The sequence below is a fragment of the Bremerella sp. JC817 genome, from assembly GCF_040718835.1.
In the GTDB taxonomy this organism is placed as follows: Bacteria; Planctomycetota; Planctomycetia; order Pirellulales; family Pirellulaceae; genus Bremerella.
On the sequence record NZ_JBFEFG010000267.1, the window covers coordinates 231,175 to 247,445 of the forward strand.

A 16,271-nucleotide genomic window follows, 5' to 3' on the forward strand; every position below is an offset into this window, starting at 1 on the left:
AACCGGCGGCGAGCCCTTTCCCTCCCCCTGGGAAACCCGGTAAGTTGAAACGCGTATCATGGAACTATCACAGAAGACGCATTCATGTTTTGGATTGACGACGCGATTCTCGATGGGGGAATCCTGCTATTTCTGGGGGTCATCACCAGCAAGATCTCTGCGCGTTACGGGGTACCGATGCTGGTTCTCTTCTTAGGACTGGGCATGCTGGCCGGTTCGGAAGGGTTCGGCGGAATCGAGTTTGAAGACTACGAACTCGCCCACGCGGTCGGCTCGCTTGCCTTGGCAATCATCCTCTTCGACGGTGGCCTGGAAACGACGGTTGACTCGATTCGCTCCGCCTGGAAACCATCGCTCGTGCTGGCGACGCTGGGCGTTTTGATTACGTCGATCGTGACGGGGTTAGCCGCCAGCTGGATTTTGAATATCCCCATCCTGCATGGCATGCTGCTGGGAAGTATCGTCGGCTCGACCGATGCCGCGGCGGTCTTTTCGGTGCTCCGTTCTGGCGGATTTGCCTTACCGCAGAAGCTCGGTTCCACGTTGGAAATCGAAAGTGGCTCAAACGATCCGATGGCCATCTTCATGACGATTGGTTGCATCGAGATGCTAAAGCCCGGGGCCGACGTCGGCTGGGGCGGGGGATTAATCTTGATGTTCTTCACCCAGATGATTGTGGGCGGCCTGGTTGGGATTGCGTTTGGCTACATTGCCGTCTGGCTCACCAATCGATTACATCTTGATACGGCCGGGCTCTATCCTTTGCTGGCGACAGGCATGGGACTTATCACCTTTGGTCTGGCATCGTACCTGGGGGGCAGCGGCTTTCTGGCGGTCTACGTGGCTGGAATCGTGATTGGAAACAGCAAGGTTGTTTTCAAACGTGGCACGCTACTCTTTCACAACGCGCTGGCCTGGCTGGCTCAGATCGCGTTGTTTATTGTGTTGGGGCTGCTTAGCTTCCCGAGCAGTTTGATTGCCGTCGGCTGGCAATCGATCGGCATTGCGATCGTGCTGATCTTGATCGCGCGACCGATCGCCGTGGCGGTGTGCATGGCTCCGTTTGGATTCCGCTGGAACGAAATGGCCCTGGCAAGCTGGGGCGGTTTGAAAGGAGCAGTCCCGATCACGCTGGCAACCTTCCCACTGCTTTTCGACATCGACGAAGCTTCACTCGTCTTTAATGTTGTCTTTTTCGTGGTGGTGCTGTCCGCTCTGGTGCAGGGCTGGTCGTTGCCTTGGGCAGCAAAGAAGCTGGGACTCGATCAACCAATGCCACCCAGTGCACCGGTTCAACTTGAAATCAATTCGCTGCGGAATGTTGAAGGGGAGATCCTCGATTACACCATCGAAGAGACTTCGCCAGCCGCCGGCAAACTGGTCAGCCAATTAAATCTGCCAGACGGAATCACGATTGCCTTGATTGCCCGAAACGAGCAGTTCATCCCACCACGCGGCAAGACTCAAATACTTGCCGGTGACCATGTCATCGTCGTCGTTCGCACCGGGGCAGGGGAGGGAATCAACGCCATCTTTTCCCCACCGCACGAAACTGAAACCGAACCGACAATTTCTCCCCCACCAGAAGCATGATCTATCGAACTCTCGGCAAGACAGGTCTTTCGGTAACGCAACTCGGCTACGGCACCATGGGTTTGCGGGGGCCGAATACCTGGGGCGTGCGTGTCGTGGAAGATGACGCGGCGGAACGCTTCTTGAACCTGGTGCTCGACTCGGGAATCAACTTCCTCGATACGGCCCCAGACTATGGCGTGGCGGAAGAACGAATCGGTCGCGCTATCAGTTCGCGGCGAAGCGAATACTACCTCGCGACCAAGTGCGGGTGTGCTTACATCCAACACGAAGATCACATCGAGATCCAACATGAATGGCGCCCCGATGTCGTTCAGCGGAACCTGGAAACGAGCCTGAAACGCATGCAGACCGACTATGTCGACTTACTGCAATTTCATGGTGGCGATGCCGAGTCTCTCCAGCAGGCCGGGCTCATCGATCAACTTCTCCGCTTTCGCGACGAGGGCCTCGTCCGACACATTGGCATTTCCACCAAACTAGACGATCTTCCCGACTTGCTGGCGCTGAACGTCTTCGAGACCTTTCAGGTAGCCTACTCGTGCCTGAACCCGGTTCACCACGATATGATCACGGAAGCCGCAGAAGCTGGTGCCGGGATCATCATACGTGGTGGCATCGCCCATGGTGGTCCTGATGCCGAGATTCAACGACCTGCCCTGAACGATGTCTGGACGGAAGCGAAGCTGGAAGAGCTTCTTACCGATGGCATGACGCGGGCCGAATTGATTTTGCGGTACACACTCTCGCATCCGCACTGTGACACCGCGATTGTCGGCACTTGTAACGAGGTGCATCTGCAAGAGAATGTCGCCGCCGCTGCGAAGGGAGCGTTGCCGGATGATCTGATTCAAGAGATTCGGCAGCGTGTGGCTGCTCTATGATCCGTAGTGGATCGCCAGCCAGATGGTCTTCCCTTCCGTGGAAGTCGATTCAACACGATGCTTTTGCCGAGCCGGGATATTAACAAAGTCACCCGACTTTAGGTGCCTGGGATCGGCTTCCCCTTCCAATCGCAGGACTGCCTCTCCTTCGACGAGCAGCACAAACTCGTGCTGCGGCTGATCGTACCAGAACCCTTCAGGCGAAGCATGCGAGGCTGAGACGATACGCTCAATCTTGACGTCGTCTGCCTGCGCAAGGGTTTCGAACAACTCTTCAGAAAGGCTCTCTGGAATTGAAGCGAGCAAATTGCCTGACGACATGACTTACCCTTGGCTTGCGAAGAACACAGCGTCATTCCTCGACACAAGCGTAACGGATAATGAGTCGCTAGTACAAGCCAACGCATGTTCGGCTTAAACGTACGAAGGGACCCGCATGTTGGGGCGATAGAACGTTCCACGGCAATGATGCTGGGGAGTGAAGTTCGGGCCAACGTCGGCTAGAAATTCTTGAGCCCCAACAAACAGGTATCCATCGGGAATCATTGTCGCTGCCAACCGGTGAAATAGGTCGCGTCGCACTTCGCGGGTGAAGTAGATCGCCACGTTGCGGCAAAAGACCATGTCGTACCGTGCCGACATGCCGAACGGTTCGAGCAGATTCTGACGCTGGAACGAGACCAACGAGCGAATCTCGTCCCGGATTCGCCAACCGTTTTCTTCCGGGGAAAAGTACTTCTGCAAGCGTTCCGGCGACATGCCACGTTCGATTTCGTGCTTGGCGTACCAACCACGACTCGCCTTCGCGACCACCTTGTCCGAGATATCTGTCCCCAGGATTTGTATATCCCAACGGTGAATGTCTGGAATTAACTCCGACAACGTAATTGCCAGGCTGTAAGGCTCTTGCCCGGTGCTACAAGCCGCCGACCAGATACGGAGCCGAGTTGGATACGCTGTTTTTTCTTTTGCGTCGATCAGTTCCGGCAACGCTTTGTGGCGCAGTGCCTCGAACATGTACTGATCGCGAAAGAAGAGCGTTTCGTTGGTCGTGATGGCGTCGACCACCTTGCGTTTCAAGCCAGAATCGGCACCCAGACGCACCTTGCGGACCAGGTCTTCGTAGCTGGTGCAGCCATGGTCTTCGACAAGTTGCCCCAGTCGGCTTTCGATCAGGTACGACTTGCTGGAATCAAGACAGATCCCGCACAGGTCGTTTACCAGGTCGCACACCGCATCGATATCGCCCATGCTTAACGGCATCGCGTGACTCCTCTCACACCGGCAGTTTGAATGATCTCGTGCAGTTGGTCCAACGGGACAACCTTATCCGCCAGTCCGGCGGCAATCACCTGACGTGGCATTCCAAAAACAACACAACTTTTCTCTTCCTGAGCAACAACCATGCATCCATTCCGCTTCATCAATCGAGCCCCCATCGTTCCGTCGTCTCCCATGCCGGTCATCACCATGGCCATGGCTTCGCCTCCATAAACGTGAGCGATCGAGCGGAACAAATAATCGACCGACGGCTTGCAGCTTCGTTCAGCTGGATCGTCGGTGATCTGAATCTTCTTTTGGCCGTCCTGAACAACCACTTTCATCTGCTTGCCACCCGGGGCAAGGTAAGCGTTGCCCGGCTGAACCACCTGACCATCGGTCGCTTCATGTACAGAGATATTCGAGGCACGATCCAGATCGTTCGCCAGCGACTTAGTAAACATCGGAGGCATGTGCTGCACAATCAGCAGCGGAACTGGCAGATTCGCGGGAAGCTTCGGCAGCAATTGCGAAAGTGCCGCCGGTCCTCCGGTGGAAACACCAATTCCCACGACCTTCGCTTTGGAAGGATCGATTACCTTCGGAGCTTCCGAGCTGGAAAGGATTGGAGGAGCCGCTTCAACCCGGTTCGTCTCCGGAAAGGCTTGTTTGTGGCGACGTTCCTGCAGCACCTTCACTTTGGGGAGCAGGTCGTTGCGAAGCTGGTTGCAACTATCTTCCAGCTTCGAGTGATTCGGCTTGAGCACAAAATCGAAAGCGCCCAGGCGAAGGGCCTGGGTGGTCGCGAGCGCGCCGTGATCGGTCATGGCGCTCAGCATGATCACATCAGGCTTCACCGGACGCATGTGCAGCTGACGGAGCACTTCGATCCCGTTGAGGATCGGCATCTCGACATCCAGCGTTACCAGGTCTGGCTGAAACTGTTCGATCTTTTCGAGCGCATGTTGGCCGTCCGATGCGACACCGACGACTTCCACACCAGGACATTCAGCCAGCGTGTCTCGGACTACTTTCCGAAACAAGGTTGAATCGTCCACAATCAAAACACGCATCGCTTCCGCTTCCTTTACATCTCCAGCGTCCAACTCAACAGGATGTAATCCAAGCGGTTGGGGTCTCTTGTTGCAGTACGATTCCGTTCGCCAGTGACTGTGCGACCTTGCAGGACGTTGGCTTCGCGCTTCCAATTATGCGACGAAGTGGTACAAGCATCGAAGCAGGCCGGACCTGCCGTTCGCCCCCTTTCCAAGAGTACCGAACGACTGACAATTTGTTGTCACTTCTCGCACCATCTCAAATATACGGCGCGATCTTTCGGGTACAGGCTTCCACAGCAAACATTGCGCCGATGGAGCGACTCCCGAAATCTATTCGACCGACAGCACTTCGTCGACGTCCAGGATCACGACGATATCGCTATCCGTGCGGTAAACCCCTTTGAAATAACGCCCATCTGCGCCCGAGATGTTCGCAGGGGGAGGCGTAATTCCGTCGGTGGTAATCGAAATGATGTCAGCGATCCGGTCGACCCACAGCCCAATCGATTCATCGCCAGAGCGAACGATCAAGTTGCGGCTTTGAGGAGTCACTTCGGCAGCCCCTAGACCAAGGATCCGCCGAAGATCGATCACGGTCGCGACGTCACCCCGCAGGTTGATTACACCGCGGACGTGAGGTGGAGCATGAGGAACCTCGGTCAGGTCAAGGTTCCGGTTGATCTCTTGCACGAAGCCAATCGGCAACGAGAGCAACAAGTCCCCGACGTAAAACGTTGCCAGTTGCAGATCGGCTGGAGCCGACTTCTTCAGAGTCGCAGAACTCATGACAAAATTCCTTCCGGCTTAGCATTCTTTGCGGAGACACTCTTGCGAACGTTCTGTTTTGGAGCCAACAAGCGCCAAACAGCCGACAAGACTTTCTCGCGATCCATTTTGATTTGGTAATCGTCAACGCCAGCTTCAGCACCACGATGCTGATCCTCGTCGCTGGCCAGCGAGGTCAACGCGATGACTGGCAACTTCGACAGTTCTGGGTCGGTCTTAATCCGGGTCGTCAACTCGAAGCCGTTCATTCGCGGCATTTCGATATCGGTGATCACGAGGTCAATTCCGTGCCCATCGTGATTCAGCGTTTCCCAGCCGTACTGGCCATCTTCGCATTCCACGACGGTGAAGCCTTCGCTTATGAGATACTCACGAGCTTGCTTGCGGAAGAACGACGAGTCTTCCACCAGCAGAATGTTGTAGACCCGCTCTTCATCGACCGGAGCCGTTGGTTTGTCCTCGAACCATTTCGGATGTGCCGTAAAGGTCAATTCGTAAAGGTCGATCATGCGGATCGTCTTATCGTCGAGCACGATCGATCCAGCCACGCCTGGTTCCCGGAAAGTGGTTCCATCGATCTCGGCAGTAACTTCGCGGATATCGTTCAAATCTGCGGCAATCAAACCAACTTCGCGGCCGTGGATCTGGAACACCACCACGTGAACGTTGGCCAGATCAGGTCGTGCCTGGGCCTTGATATAGCGATCGATCGACAGCAGCGGCAACGAAGTGCCACGGTACTGCAGCAGTTCCTGACCACCAACGGTATCAATCTGATCGATACGAATTCGTTCGATTCGCGAGATCAGGCTCATCGGGACCGCGAACATCTCTTGCGGTGCGTTGGTGAACAACAGCAGCGATTGACGTTCGGCAGCACCGGCAACCTCGGCAAGGTGGACATCTTCCATATCTTCTTGTTCGTGGGTTCGCAGATCCGTCTTTGCCGCGATGCCAGAGACATCGAGAATCGGTGCCACGTGACCATCGCCTAGAATCGTTGCTCCTGCCAGGCAGACACACGACTTCAAATGACGTCCCAGCGGCTTGACGACGATTTCTTCCGAGTCGTCAATTTCATCGACGACCAGTCCGTACCGGAACTGACCACTTTCGACGACAACGATCTGTCGTGGACGATCTTTGCGATCCAATCCTTCCTCGGAATCGGCGAAGTTCAAAGCCCGATCGAGTTCGACCAGTGGCAGCAGCGTTCCTCGCAGACGAAGAACGTGAGCTCCCTTCACCTTGCTGATTCGCTGGGCAGACTCGCTGCTGCGAACACGAACCAGTTCGACGATGTTGACCTGTGGAATCGCAAAGCGACGACCACAAGATCGGATCAGCATCGAAGGGATAATTGCCAGGGTTAGTGGCAACGTGATCTGAACTGTTGTTCCCTTGCCAAGCACCGACTCGATGTCGACCGAGCCACCAATCTTTTCGATGTTGGTTCGGACCACGTCCATTCCCACACCACGACCACTGACGTCACTGATCTTTTCAGCAGTCGAGAAGCCAGGATGAAAGATCAACCAGACTGCGTCGCGGTCCGACATTTGGGAAGCGCGATCTTTGGTGATGATTCCCCGTTCAACGGCCTTGTCTTTCAGACGACGGGTGTCGATACCACCACCATCGTCACAGATATCAATCCGGACTTTACCCGCCTGATGATAAGCACGGAGGGTAATTGTTCCGGTCGGATCTTTCTTGTTTTGAGCCCGTTTGTCAGGCATTTCGACACCATGATCGACCGAGTTGCGAACCATGTGGGTCAGCGGGTCTCCGATCGCTTCGATGATGGTCTTGTCGACTTCGACTTCGCCACCTTCCATGACCACGTTGCACTGTTTGCCCAGCTTGGCCGACAGATCTCGCACGACACGGGGGAACTTGTTGAAGACGTTGCCGATCGGCTGCATGCGGGTCTGCATGATGGCTTCTTGCAGTTCGCTGGTCACCTGATCGAGACGGGCCGCGACCGCTTGCATGCTGTTGCCATCGGTATTGTTGACGGTCTGCAGAAGCTGGTTACGTCCAAGCACCAGTTCACCGGCCAGGTTCATCAGACGATCGAGGACACCCACCTGAACGCGAATGCTCGACTCGACCTGCGGTGTCGAAGCGTTGCGACCGGCAGTTGGCTGGTCGGCAGAAGCGGCCTTCTTCGAGGTGGCAGGTTTCTTCACGACTGGCTCTTCGTCAATCGGTTCCGGTGTGATCTCTTCGCGCATTTCCACTGGCTCCGGAGTTTCTTCGACCGGAGCATCTTCCACCTGCTCAACAACCGGTGCGACAGGTTCTTCCTCTTGGACAGCCTCGTCCGAGGACTCGTAAATTTCGTTCAGCAATTCGACATGGTGCGTAACATCAGAGTCATTCGACGCTTCGATGTCGTTGATCAACCCCGACAGAGCATCGGCCGCTTTTAGCATGACATCGACGATGCGCGAGTTGGGAGCAAGCTCTTTGGTCCGCATCTTACCGAGTACGTTTTCCAGGGCATGTGCTAGTTCGTTGATACGAATTAACCCCATGAACCCTGCCGCCCCTTTAATCGAATGGATCGCTCGGAAGACCTTATTTACCAGGTCGACGTCGATATCTGCGCCATTGGATTCAATTTCAAGGAGTTGCCCTTCAACGTCGGCAAGGTGCTCTCGCGACTCGGTAACAAACTCGGCTAGGAGTGCTGGATCATCGAACGACATATTGACGTCTCTCCCACGGTCGGTAATTGGTTTGCATAGATTTAGGTTGCAGCGTCGGGAAAGAGAGAACCAACCATCCGTCGGAGCCGTGAAATACGGCTTAGCGCAATGCGACACTTCCGATTGCGCCGATTACAAGCAAAGTACGAGTCGCATTTGAAAGGGGCCAAAGAGCAGCCCCAGTTGTAGACCTACGAGATCAATTCGTAATTTGCAAAGGCGGCTTCGATTGCTTCGATCTCGAGAAAGGCCACATTATGGGCAGGGTTCGCGCCTTCGGCCATTCCGACACGGAACGCTCTCATCTCGCGTTGATACGCCTGCGGAGAGATAGCTCCTAGCTCGACCAGCACCTCGCCAAGTGGGGTAGTTCGCTCCAGCTGAATGGCAAGTAGGTCGCGAACATCGTCACTGGTCAGCACCCCAAGTTCAACGGCAACTTGTCCAAACGACTTGTTCGCCGTGCTTTGCATACTGAGGGTTTTAAACAGATCTCGCATCGAGAGCCTTCGCGTTTCAATCGCTAAGGCGCCAATCTGGGGACGCGTTTGCAATTGGTGCGAGACTGCCTGGATGAATTGCGGACCGGAGATTCTTTCTTGCCGAAGGAGATAGAGTCCGAAGTGCATGACGAGTAGGTCCTTGATGAGATTGAATCACCGCCGACAATAAAGCAGTGTCAAGTTGTGGGCCCATTACTACCCTGGGGTCTCCGATTGCCCCGGCAACTGGAACATCAGCAAATCCAGGGAATAGGCTGGCATCCCCCATTGTTTGTATTCGCTGGTAACGATCGAAACGGTCCTGCCGCCAAGTGCCTCGATTTGCGATGTCCGAAACGCGCAACAGACTTGGTTCGGTAGCGCCGATTATTTCTCTGCTGAGATCTGGATGGACGAAGAAGTCAACGCATATCACGAAGCAGGTCACGCCTTGATGGCTCTGATGGTGGGAGCTCGGGTTCGCTACGTGACTCTGGAACCGGAATGGGACGATGGCCCTGATCGCTTTGCAGAAATTCGAGTCGAATGGCCACTCGATCGATTTACCCGCAAACAACTGTACGAAAAGATGGTTCTCGTCGCGTTGGCAGGTCCCGTCGCTGAAATGATCCACAGCGAAGAGCCCTTACATCCTGGGTTCGTGGCAGAATGGGCTGGCGATTGGGAAGCGGCCTGGATCGCGACTGGCAACTTTCTAAACTCCGATCAGAAGCGTGTTGCCTATCTCGAATCGACAACACGCACCATCTACGACCTCCTTGGTCAGGATCACCACTGGGCAGCCTTGGCGGCGATTGTCGACAACCTGATCGCCCATGAAACGCTCGACGGCGAAGTCGTCGAAGAGATCGTCCAAGCCTGGCTCTAAGCATCGGCCCCTCTGCCAGCGAACGTCCCAGGCACTTCATGAAGACTTCTTCAATGATGTGGTGTAAATCATGGTGTTCGTTTTGGGCGAAAGTGTTACAGTGAAGCCAATCCCGCGTGGATCTGCGATCGCCGTCCCCAACATCAATAACCACTGCCCCAAAAGCGGCATACCTCGGGACATGCTTCTGGAACGTTCGATACGAAATCGAAGCCAAATGTGCCGTAGTTTGCCGTTAGTTGACTAGCAGCGAACTTCTTCCTGGTTGTTGAACGTTGCTCAGCGGCGAGTCTGCCGGATGGCAGTCAAGCACGAACCACGAGTGAGTATACGTACGCAACCAGGATTCACCCATGCTCAGTCATTCTTACTCTCGCCTTGGTGTCTGCGAATGCCTCCTCTTGATGCTCTCGACCGTGGCGATTGGTTGTGCCAAGACCAACGAATATCAGCCACCGCCACCGGTTGAAGTGAACGTGGCCACACCGCTGATCCGCGACGTGACGATCTACATGGAAGAGACCGGGACGACCGAAGCTGTCGAACGGGTCGAGATTCGAGCTCGCGTCGAAGGGTTCATCGAAGAGATCAAGTTCGAGCCCAACGAGATCGTGGAAGCGAATCAAGTGCTGTTCGTCCTCGAACGACGCCGATACCAGGCCGCCCGGGATATGGCGAGTGCGGAACTCGATGCCCAGAAAGTCTCGCTGGAGAAAGCCAAGATCGAGTACGCTCGCCAGAAAGAACTGTTTGATAAGAAGGCCACGCCGGAAACGAACCTGGTCGCGGCGAGAGCCGAAATGGATGGAGCCGAAGCAGCTGTGCTTTCAGCGGAAGCCCACCTGGACGAAGCCCAGCTAAACCTTGACTACACCGAAGTCCGTACGCCCATCAAAGGCCAGGTCGGCAAAGCCCTGGTAAAGAAAGGGAACCTGGTCACCGGTTCTCCTTCGACACATCTGGCCACGGTCATCTCGTACGACAACATTTACGCCAACTTCTCAATTACGGAACGGGACTACTTGGAGTTCCTCGATACCAAGGAATCGATGGGTGCCGACACTGCCAGCGACATGCCCCTTTACCTGGCTCGAGCAACGGACGACGACTTTCCATTCCAAGGCCGTTTTAACTTCGCCGATCTGGCCGTGGATGAAAGTACTGGTACGTTTGCAGTTCGAGCGATCTTCCCCAATCCGAATCAGAAGATCGTCCCGGGCTTGTTCGTTCGCATTCGTGCCCCGATTGAAGTGAAGAAAGATGCTTTGCTGATTCCAGAGCGAGCGACCGGCTTCGATCAAACCGGAATGTACGTGTTGATTGTGAATGCCGAGAATGAAGTCGAGCGCCGCAATATCGAAGTCGGCAATAAGTTCGGCGAAATGGTCGTGGCTTTAACTGGCCTTGAACCAACCGACCGGGTCATCATCGATGGCATTCAGCAGTCGCGTCCCGGGGCGGTGGTCGATCCAAAAGAAACCACGCTCACAATGGACGAGTCACTGCTGAACCCTCCGGGGCCAAAGCCCAAGTCAACCGATTCACAGCCTGATGCCGATGTCCCATCGCGGCCGATGAACGATCAGCCACCTCGCACAGAGGGTGAGCCAGAGTCGTCGCAGTCGTAGTTCACCCGAGTTCTCCCACGCGATGGAATCGTACGTATGTCTCGCTTCTTCATCTATCGGCCGATCTTTGCCACGGTTATTTCGATTGTCATCGTACTTGCCGGTGCGGTGGCTCAAACGACGTTACCGGTGGCCAAGTTCCCGCAGATCACGCCTCCTACGGTTCAGGTCACCGCCTTTTACCCAGGTGCGAATCCCAACGTGATCGCGGAAACCGTGGCTTCCCCGATTGAACAGGAAGTCAATGGCGTCGAGAACATGCTCTATATGTCGTCGACCTGCGCGGACGATGGTTCGTACACGTTGAACGTGACGTTCGAAACCGGCACCGACATGGACATGGCCACCGTGCTCGTGCAAAACCGGGTTGCCATTGCGAATCCCAAGCTGCCGGAAGATGTCCGGCGGCAAGGCGTGACGACGAAGAAGCAGTCGACACAAATTGTTCAGTTCATCACGCTCACTTCGGAGAACCCGAACCACGACGGCCTCTTTCTCAGCAATTACGCGACGATCAATCTTCGGGACCAACTCGGGCGTATCGATGGGGTTGGAGCATTGAATATCTTCGGAGCGGACGATTACAGTATGCGAGTCTGGCTCGATCCAACAAAACTCAAGACACGTGATCTAACAACCGCCGATGTGATCGCAGCCATCCAGGAACAGAATGTTCAAGTCGCTGCAGGCCGAGTTGGCGAACCACCCACGTCGGACGCGACGGCGTTTCAGATGGTAATCAACACCCAGGGACGCTTGGCGGAAGTTCGCCAGTTTGAAGACCTGATTTTGAAGACGGGCGAAGGAAACGGGATTACCCGGCTGAAAGATGTCGCGACGGTCGAACTGGGGGCGAAATCGTATAACTTCAGCGCCTATTCCAACGGATCGAGCTGCGCGGCGATTGCAGTCTATCAGCTGCCGGGGGCGAACGCTCTCGATCTGGCCGCGGCGGTTAAAGAGCAGATGGAGCGAATGAAGCGGCAGTTTCCCCAGGGAATGACGTATTCCATTCCGTTCGACACGACCCGCTTTGTCGACGCCTCGATCACCGAAGTTTATTCGACGCTCTTCATCGCCGTGCTGCTAGTGGTGTTGGTGATCTTTATCTTCCTGCAGGACTGGCGAGCCACGCTGGTTCCGACCGCAGCGATCCCTGTTGCATTGATCGGCACATTTGCCATGATGGCAGGCATCGGCTTCTCGATTAACATGCTCACGCTGTTCGGAATCGTGCTGGCAATCGGAATCGTCGTGGATGATGCGATCGTGGTTGTTGAAAACGCTTCGCGTCATATCGACGCAGGGCTGTCGCCGAAAGAAGCCGCCGTCAAAGCGATGGACGAAATCACCGGTCCGGTGATCGCTACAACATTGGTGCTGCTGGCCGTGTTCGTTCCGACTGCCTTCATGGGCGGGATCGTCGGTGAAATGTATCGCCAGTTTGCGTTGACGATTTCCGCGGCGGTGGCCCTTAGCACCGTGAATGCACTTTCCCTGAGCCCGGCGTTGTGTGGACTGCTGCTTCGTCCCACGAAGGAAACGGCTCAGCGAGGCGAGTTCCTGCCCCGAACCTTGGTGGCGCTACTGCTGGCCGCGGTTGGGTGCTGGCTGGCTTTTCGCTTTGTCGGCGGACTTGGTTGGACGACGACGGTCGCCGCGATTGCCGCTCCGATCATCGCCGCCCTGGCAGGCTGGTTGTGCGCGGCCTTTTTAAACGGCCTTTTGCGGGGCTTCTTCCGAGTATTCAACCGAGCCTTCGACTTCGGCACGAAACGGTACGAATGGGTCGTCTCCGCTTTGGTCCGTCGGATCTCGATTGCGATCGTCTTGTTCACGATCTTGCTGGTGACAACCGGCTATGGCCTGCAATCGATTCCCAACGGCTTCTTGCCGCTGGAAGATCAGGGCTACGCATTCGTAAACATTCAACTCCCGGACGCCTCGGCTCAGAGTCGGACCGTGGAGGTGGTGAAAGAGATCGACAAGATCATCGCCGAAACGGAAGGAGTCGCCGACTGGGTTTCTGTCGCAGGCTTTTCGATTTTGAGCGGTACCGCAGGCTCGAACAGCGGTCTGGTAGCCGTTGTGTTCGAGCCGTGGGAAGATCGCAAATCGCCCAGCCTAAGCCAGATGGCCATTCTCGGCCGCATCAACGCCAAGTTACGAACGTTGAAGGAAGCAAGCTGCATCGTGTTTCCTCCGCCTCCGATCGACGGCCTGGGAAATGCCAGTGGTTTCCAAATGCAAGTCCAGGATGTCGGCGGGGCAGGGCTGACCACACTGCAAACGATCACCGACGAAATGGTCGCCGATGGCAACGCTCAGTCTGGCCTGCAAGGTCTCAATACAACGTTCCGCGCCGACGTGCCCCAGTTGTATGCCGAGATCGATCGCACCAAGGTCAAGTCGCTTGATATTCCGCTGAACTCCGTCTTCGAAACGATGCAGGCCTTCATGGGTTCGGCTTATGTGAACGACTTCAACCAGTTCGGGCGAACATGGCAAGTTCGCGTGCAAGCCGATCAACGATTCCGCATCGAACCGGAAGACTTGCTGCGATTGGAAGTGCGAAACAAGGCAGGAGAAATGATTCCGCTGGGAGCCTTCACGACGGTTCGACGCACGGTTGGGCCGCAGGTGATTCAGCGGTACAACCTTTACCCATCAGCCCAAATCAATGGTCAACCTGCCCCCGGTTATAGCTCAGGCGAAGCTCTAACCTTGATGGAACAGATGGCAGCCAACAAGTTCCCGCCTTCGATCTCGTACGAATGGACCGGGATGTCGTATCAGGAAAAGCTGCTCAGCGAATCGGAGTCGTTAACCGAGAATCCTTCGTTCATCTTGTTCCTGTCGATCTTGCTGGTGTTCCTGGTGCTGGCCGCGCAGTACGAGAGTTGGACCAGTCCCATGGCGGTGATCGCAGTCGTTCCGCTCTCTGCGTTGGGGGTGGTGATCGCCCTGCTTTCACGCGGCGCGGATAACAACGTTTACACGCAAATCGGTTTGGTGCTGTTGGTGGCCCTCGCTAGTAAGAATGCCATTCTGATCGTCGAGTTCGCCGCGGAACTGCGCCGTGATGGCAAGTCGTTAATCGACTCGGCGGTCGAGGCCGCTACGCTTCGATTCCGAGCCATTCTGATGACGGCGTTCTCTTCGATTCTTGGCTTTTTGCCGCTGTTGATCGCCGCCGGGGCAGGGGCCGCGAGTCGTCAGGCGGTGGGCAATGCGGTGGTGGGTGGTATGATGGCAGCGACGATTTTTTCGTTGCTTTTCGTCCCGTCGTTCTTCGTCATATTTCGAGGACTCGGCGAGTGGCTCGGCATTCAAGCCAAGCCAGAACCTCAGCCTGCGAAGAAATAGCTTCCAGGCGACGCGATCTGTCACCACGTCATATCATCGCAATTAGAATCCCGAGGGGGATGCAATGTTTCTCACCAGACAGTCGGAAGAACATGGCGAGCAAATTCGTTTTTCCATTTTGCTCGGTTCGCTGGTGATCGCCGTTGTTATCGGTCCGCTGCTGGAACAAACCCAACTCGGCGAGATCGTCCAGGTCACCTGTTTGTCGCTCGTTTTTCTAGCGGCGGTACTGGTCAATTGGCGAAGCCGCGTTCGATTCTCGGTGGTTGGCACCGCGGCACTTGTTGGGCTTTCGCTGCACTGGGCCTCGCTTGTGTTCACAGGCAGCGAGGTTTCGATTGCTCGGTTCGTTGGCGGGTTCCTTTTCTTGGCGCTGACAGCGTCGCTTCTGATGCGTTCGATCATCGTCGAACACCAGGCCACTCCCAATGCGATCCTGGGATCGATCTGCATCTATTTGATCATGGGACTGATGTGGGCACTTGGCTACGAAGCGTTGACTTACATGGAAGCCGAACCGTTCGCTTATCCCAAGGCAATCGCGGGCGAAGAAGCCATGCCGAGGCAAAATCTAGCGACCCTGCTGTACTTCAGCTTCGTGACGATGTCGACGCTCGGCTATGGAGATATCACGCCACAGACCGATCTTTCGCGAACGCTGACCTGGACGCAATCGGTCACAGGGCAGTTCTACCTGGCGGTACTGGTGGCTCGCCTGGTGAGCGTGCTGCCGCAAAGCAGTCAGCGAGAATCAACCGAAGTCGAAGCGAAGTAGCTGCCCCATTCGGCGAAGCGGCGGAATCCAACGTGACGTGAGAAATGCAGTCCGCATCCACCATCCGACGCGGGCCGCCTGCTGAGCAATACCATCGGTGTTCTCTTCCTGCAGCCGAAGCCCTGGCACCGACTGTTCGAGCAGCCGGGGATGATCAAGTCGCCAATGAAGTTGCTCCTTCGAGTTCCGCATGATCGGCAATTGGTTCAGCCACCACACGCCCCAACTGTTGTAGGCATCGAATGCCAGCTCACCTGATTCAAAGTATGCGACCATCGACCGAAAGATCTGCTGGACCTGCTCTGCGTCCAGATAGGCCAAGACTCCTTCCGCCACGATGAGCGTGGGACGATCTTGAGGGATCTGCTGTAGCCACGCATCTTCCAGCATCGAGGCACCAATCAGAGTGCACCCGGAACGCGGCGGATAGATCTGCCGTCGAAGCTGGATGACCTCCGGAAAATCGATTTCCCACCAGGCCGTTTCCGGCTTCGGATCTACGCGAAACAAACGACTATCGAGGCCACATCCCAGATGGATTACGTTGGCCTGGGGATGCTGATTGAGGAACTGACTGGTCCACACGTCGAGCACCTTGGCTCGGACCGCCATCGCGACGATCGCTTCGTGCGTAAGCGGGATTTGCTGGAAATCGAAGTCGACTTTTTCAATTGCATCCGCCGCGAATCGATCTTCGAGCACTGAGTCGGCAAACTGGCTTTCCAATGCCTTGCCACGCAGCGTAATGAGCAGCGTTTGCTGCAATGTGGTCAGATCAGATGCCGACAAAGGTTTCACGAAAGAATCAATTGGGAAACAGAATCGATTTCTAGTAG

Annotated in this window: 13 protein-coding genes; 6 read left to right on the top strand and 7 right to left on the bottom strand. The window is 55.6% G+C overall.

Annotated elements, in window-relative coordinates; all coding sequences use genetic code 11:
* The first annotated feature begins 84 nt into the window (after positions 1-84).
* Together AB1L30_RS09665 and AB1L30_RS09670 are read left to right on the top strand one after the other, a co-directional pair.
* A complete protein-coding gene (locus AB1L30_RS09665; protein WP_367013206.1) occupies positions 85-1,593 on the top strand; it encodes a potassium/proton antiporter in 1,509 nt (502 codons plus the stop codon).
* The gene (locus tag AB1L30_RS09670) at positions 1,590-2,477 is read left to right on the top strand and encodes an aldo/keto reductase (RefSeq protein ID WP_367013207.1); all 888 of its coding nucleotides are present in this window, start codon (positions 1,590-1,592) and stop codon (positions 2,475-2,477) included. The genes AB1L30_RS09665 and AB1L30_RS09670 overlap by 4 nt, the downstream gene beginning before the upstream one ends.
* Here AB1L30_RS09670 and AB1L30_RS09675 read toward each other — a convergent pair.
* From AB1L30_RS09675 to AB1L30_RS09700, 6 genes are all read right to left on the bottom strand, one after another.
* On the bottom strand, positions 2,472-2,798 hold the full coding sequence (locus tag AB1L30_RS09675) for a cupin domain-containing protein (protein WP_367013208.1): 327 nt from the start codon (positions 2,796-2,798) through the stop codon (positions 2,472-2,474). The two genes, AB1L30_RS09670 and AB1L30_RS09675, sit on opposite strands and share 6 nt — an antisense overlap.
* Before the next feature lie 93 nt (positions 2,799-2,891).
* A complete protein-coding gene (locus tag AB1L30_RS09680; protein ID WP_367013209.1) occupies positions 2,892-3,740 on the bottom strand; it encodes a protein-glutamate O-methyltransferase CheR in 849 nt (282 codons plus the stop codon).
* Complete coding sequence (locus AB1L30_RS09685) at positions 3,731-4,810, bottom strand: chemotaxis response regulator protein-glutamate methylesterase (protein ID WP_367013210.1); 1,080 nt, start codon at positions 4,808-4,810, stop codon at positions 3,731-3,733. Before AB1L30_RS09685 ends, AB1L30_RS09680 begins: the two co-directional genes overlap by 10 nt.
* A 315-nt stretch (positions 4,811-5,125) precedes the next feature.
* Positions 5,126-5,581: a chemotaxis protein CheW gene (locus AB1L30_RS09690; RefSeq protein ID WP_367013211.1), complete on the bottom strand. Its 456-nt coding sequence runs from the start codon at positions 5,579-5,581 to the stop codon at positions 5,126-5,128.
* Entirely contained in the window at positions 5,578-8,295 is a 2,718-nt protein-coding gene (locus tag AB1L30_RS09695; protein WP_367013212.1) for a chemotaxis protein CheW, read from the bottom strand. The genes AB1L30_RS09690 and AB1L30_RS09695 overlap by 4 nt, the downstream gene beginning before the upstream one ends.
* 191 nt (positions 8,296-8,486) lie before the next feature.
* A complete protein-coding gene (locus AB1L30_RS09700; RefSeq protein WP_367013213.1) occupies positions 8,487-8,795 on the bottom strand; it encodes a hypothetical protein in 309 nt (102 codons plus the stop codon).
* 274 nt (positions 8,796-9,069) lie between these two features.
* Between AB1L30_RS09700 and AB1L30_RS09705 the strand changes: the two genes are divergently transcribed.
* From AB1L30_RS09705 to AB1L30_RS09720, 4 genes are all read left to right on the top strand, one after another.
* Positions 9,070-9,666: a hypothetical protein gene (locus AB1L30_RS09705; RefSeq protein ID WP_367013214.1), complete on the top strand. Its 597-nt coding sequence runs from the start codon at positions 9,070-9,072 to the stop codon at positions 9,664-9,666.
* A 353-nt stretch (positions 9,667-10,019) separates the two neighbouring features.
* Complete coding sequence (locus AB1L30_RS09710; protein ID WP_367013215.1) at positions 10,020-11,294, top strand: efflux RND transporter periplasmic adaptor subunit; 1,275 nt, start codon at positions 10,020-10,022, stop codon at positions 11,292-11,294.
* Positions 11,295-11,330: 36 nt separating this feature from the next.
* Positions 11,331-14,660 carry a multidrug efflux RND transporter permease subunit gene (locus tag AB1L30_RS09715; protein WP_367013216.1) on the top strand — a complete coding sequence of 1,110 codons (3,330 nt, stop codon included), beginning with the start codon at positions 11,331-11,333 and terminating at the stop codon, positions 14,658-14,660.
* A gap of 64 nt (positions 14,661-14,724) precedes the next feature.
* Positions 14,725-15,435 carry a potassium channel family protein gene (locus AB1L30_RS09720; RefSeq protein WP_367013217.1) on the top strand — a complete coding sequence of 237 codons (711 nt, stop codon included), beginning with the start codon at positions 14,725-14,727 and terminating at the stop codon, positions 15,433-15,435.
* Here the strand turns inward: AB1L30_RS09720 and AB1L30_RS09725 are convergent.
* Positions 15,412-16,233, bottom strand: a complete 822-nt coding sequence (locus AB1L30_RS09725; protein ID WP_367013218.1) for a class I SAM-dependent methyltransferase — start codon at positions 16,231-16,233, stop codon at positions 15,412-15,414. The two genes, AB1L30_RS09720 and AB1L30_RS09725, sit on opposite strands and share 24 nt — an antisense overlap.
* Between the last annotated feature and the right edge of the window lie 38 nt (positions 16,234-16,271).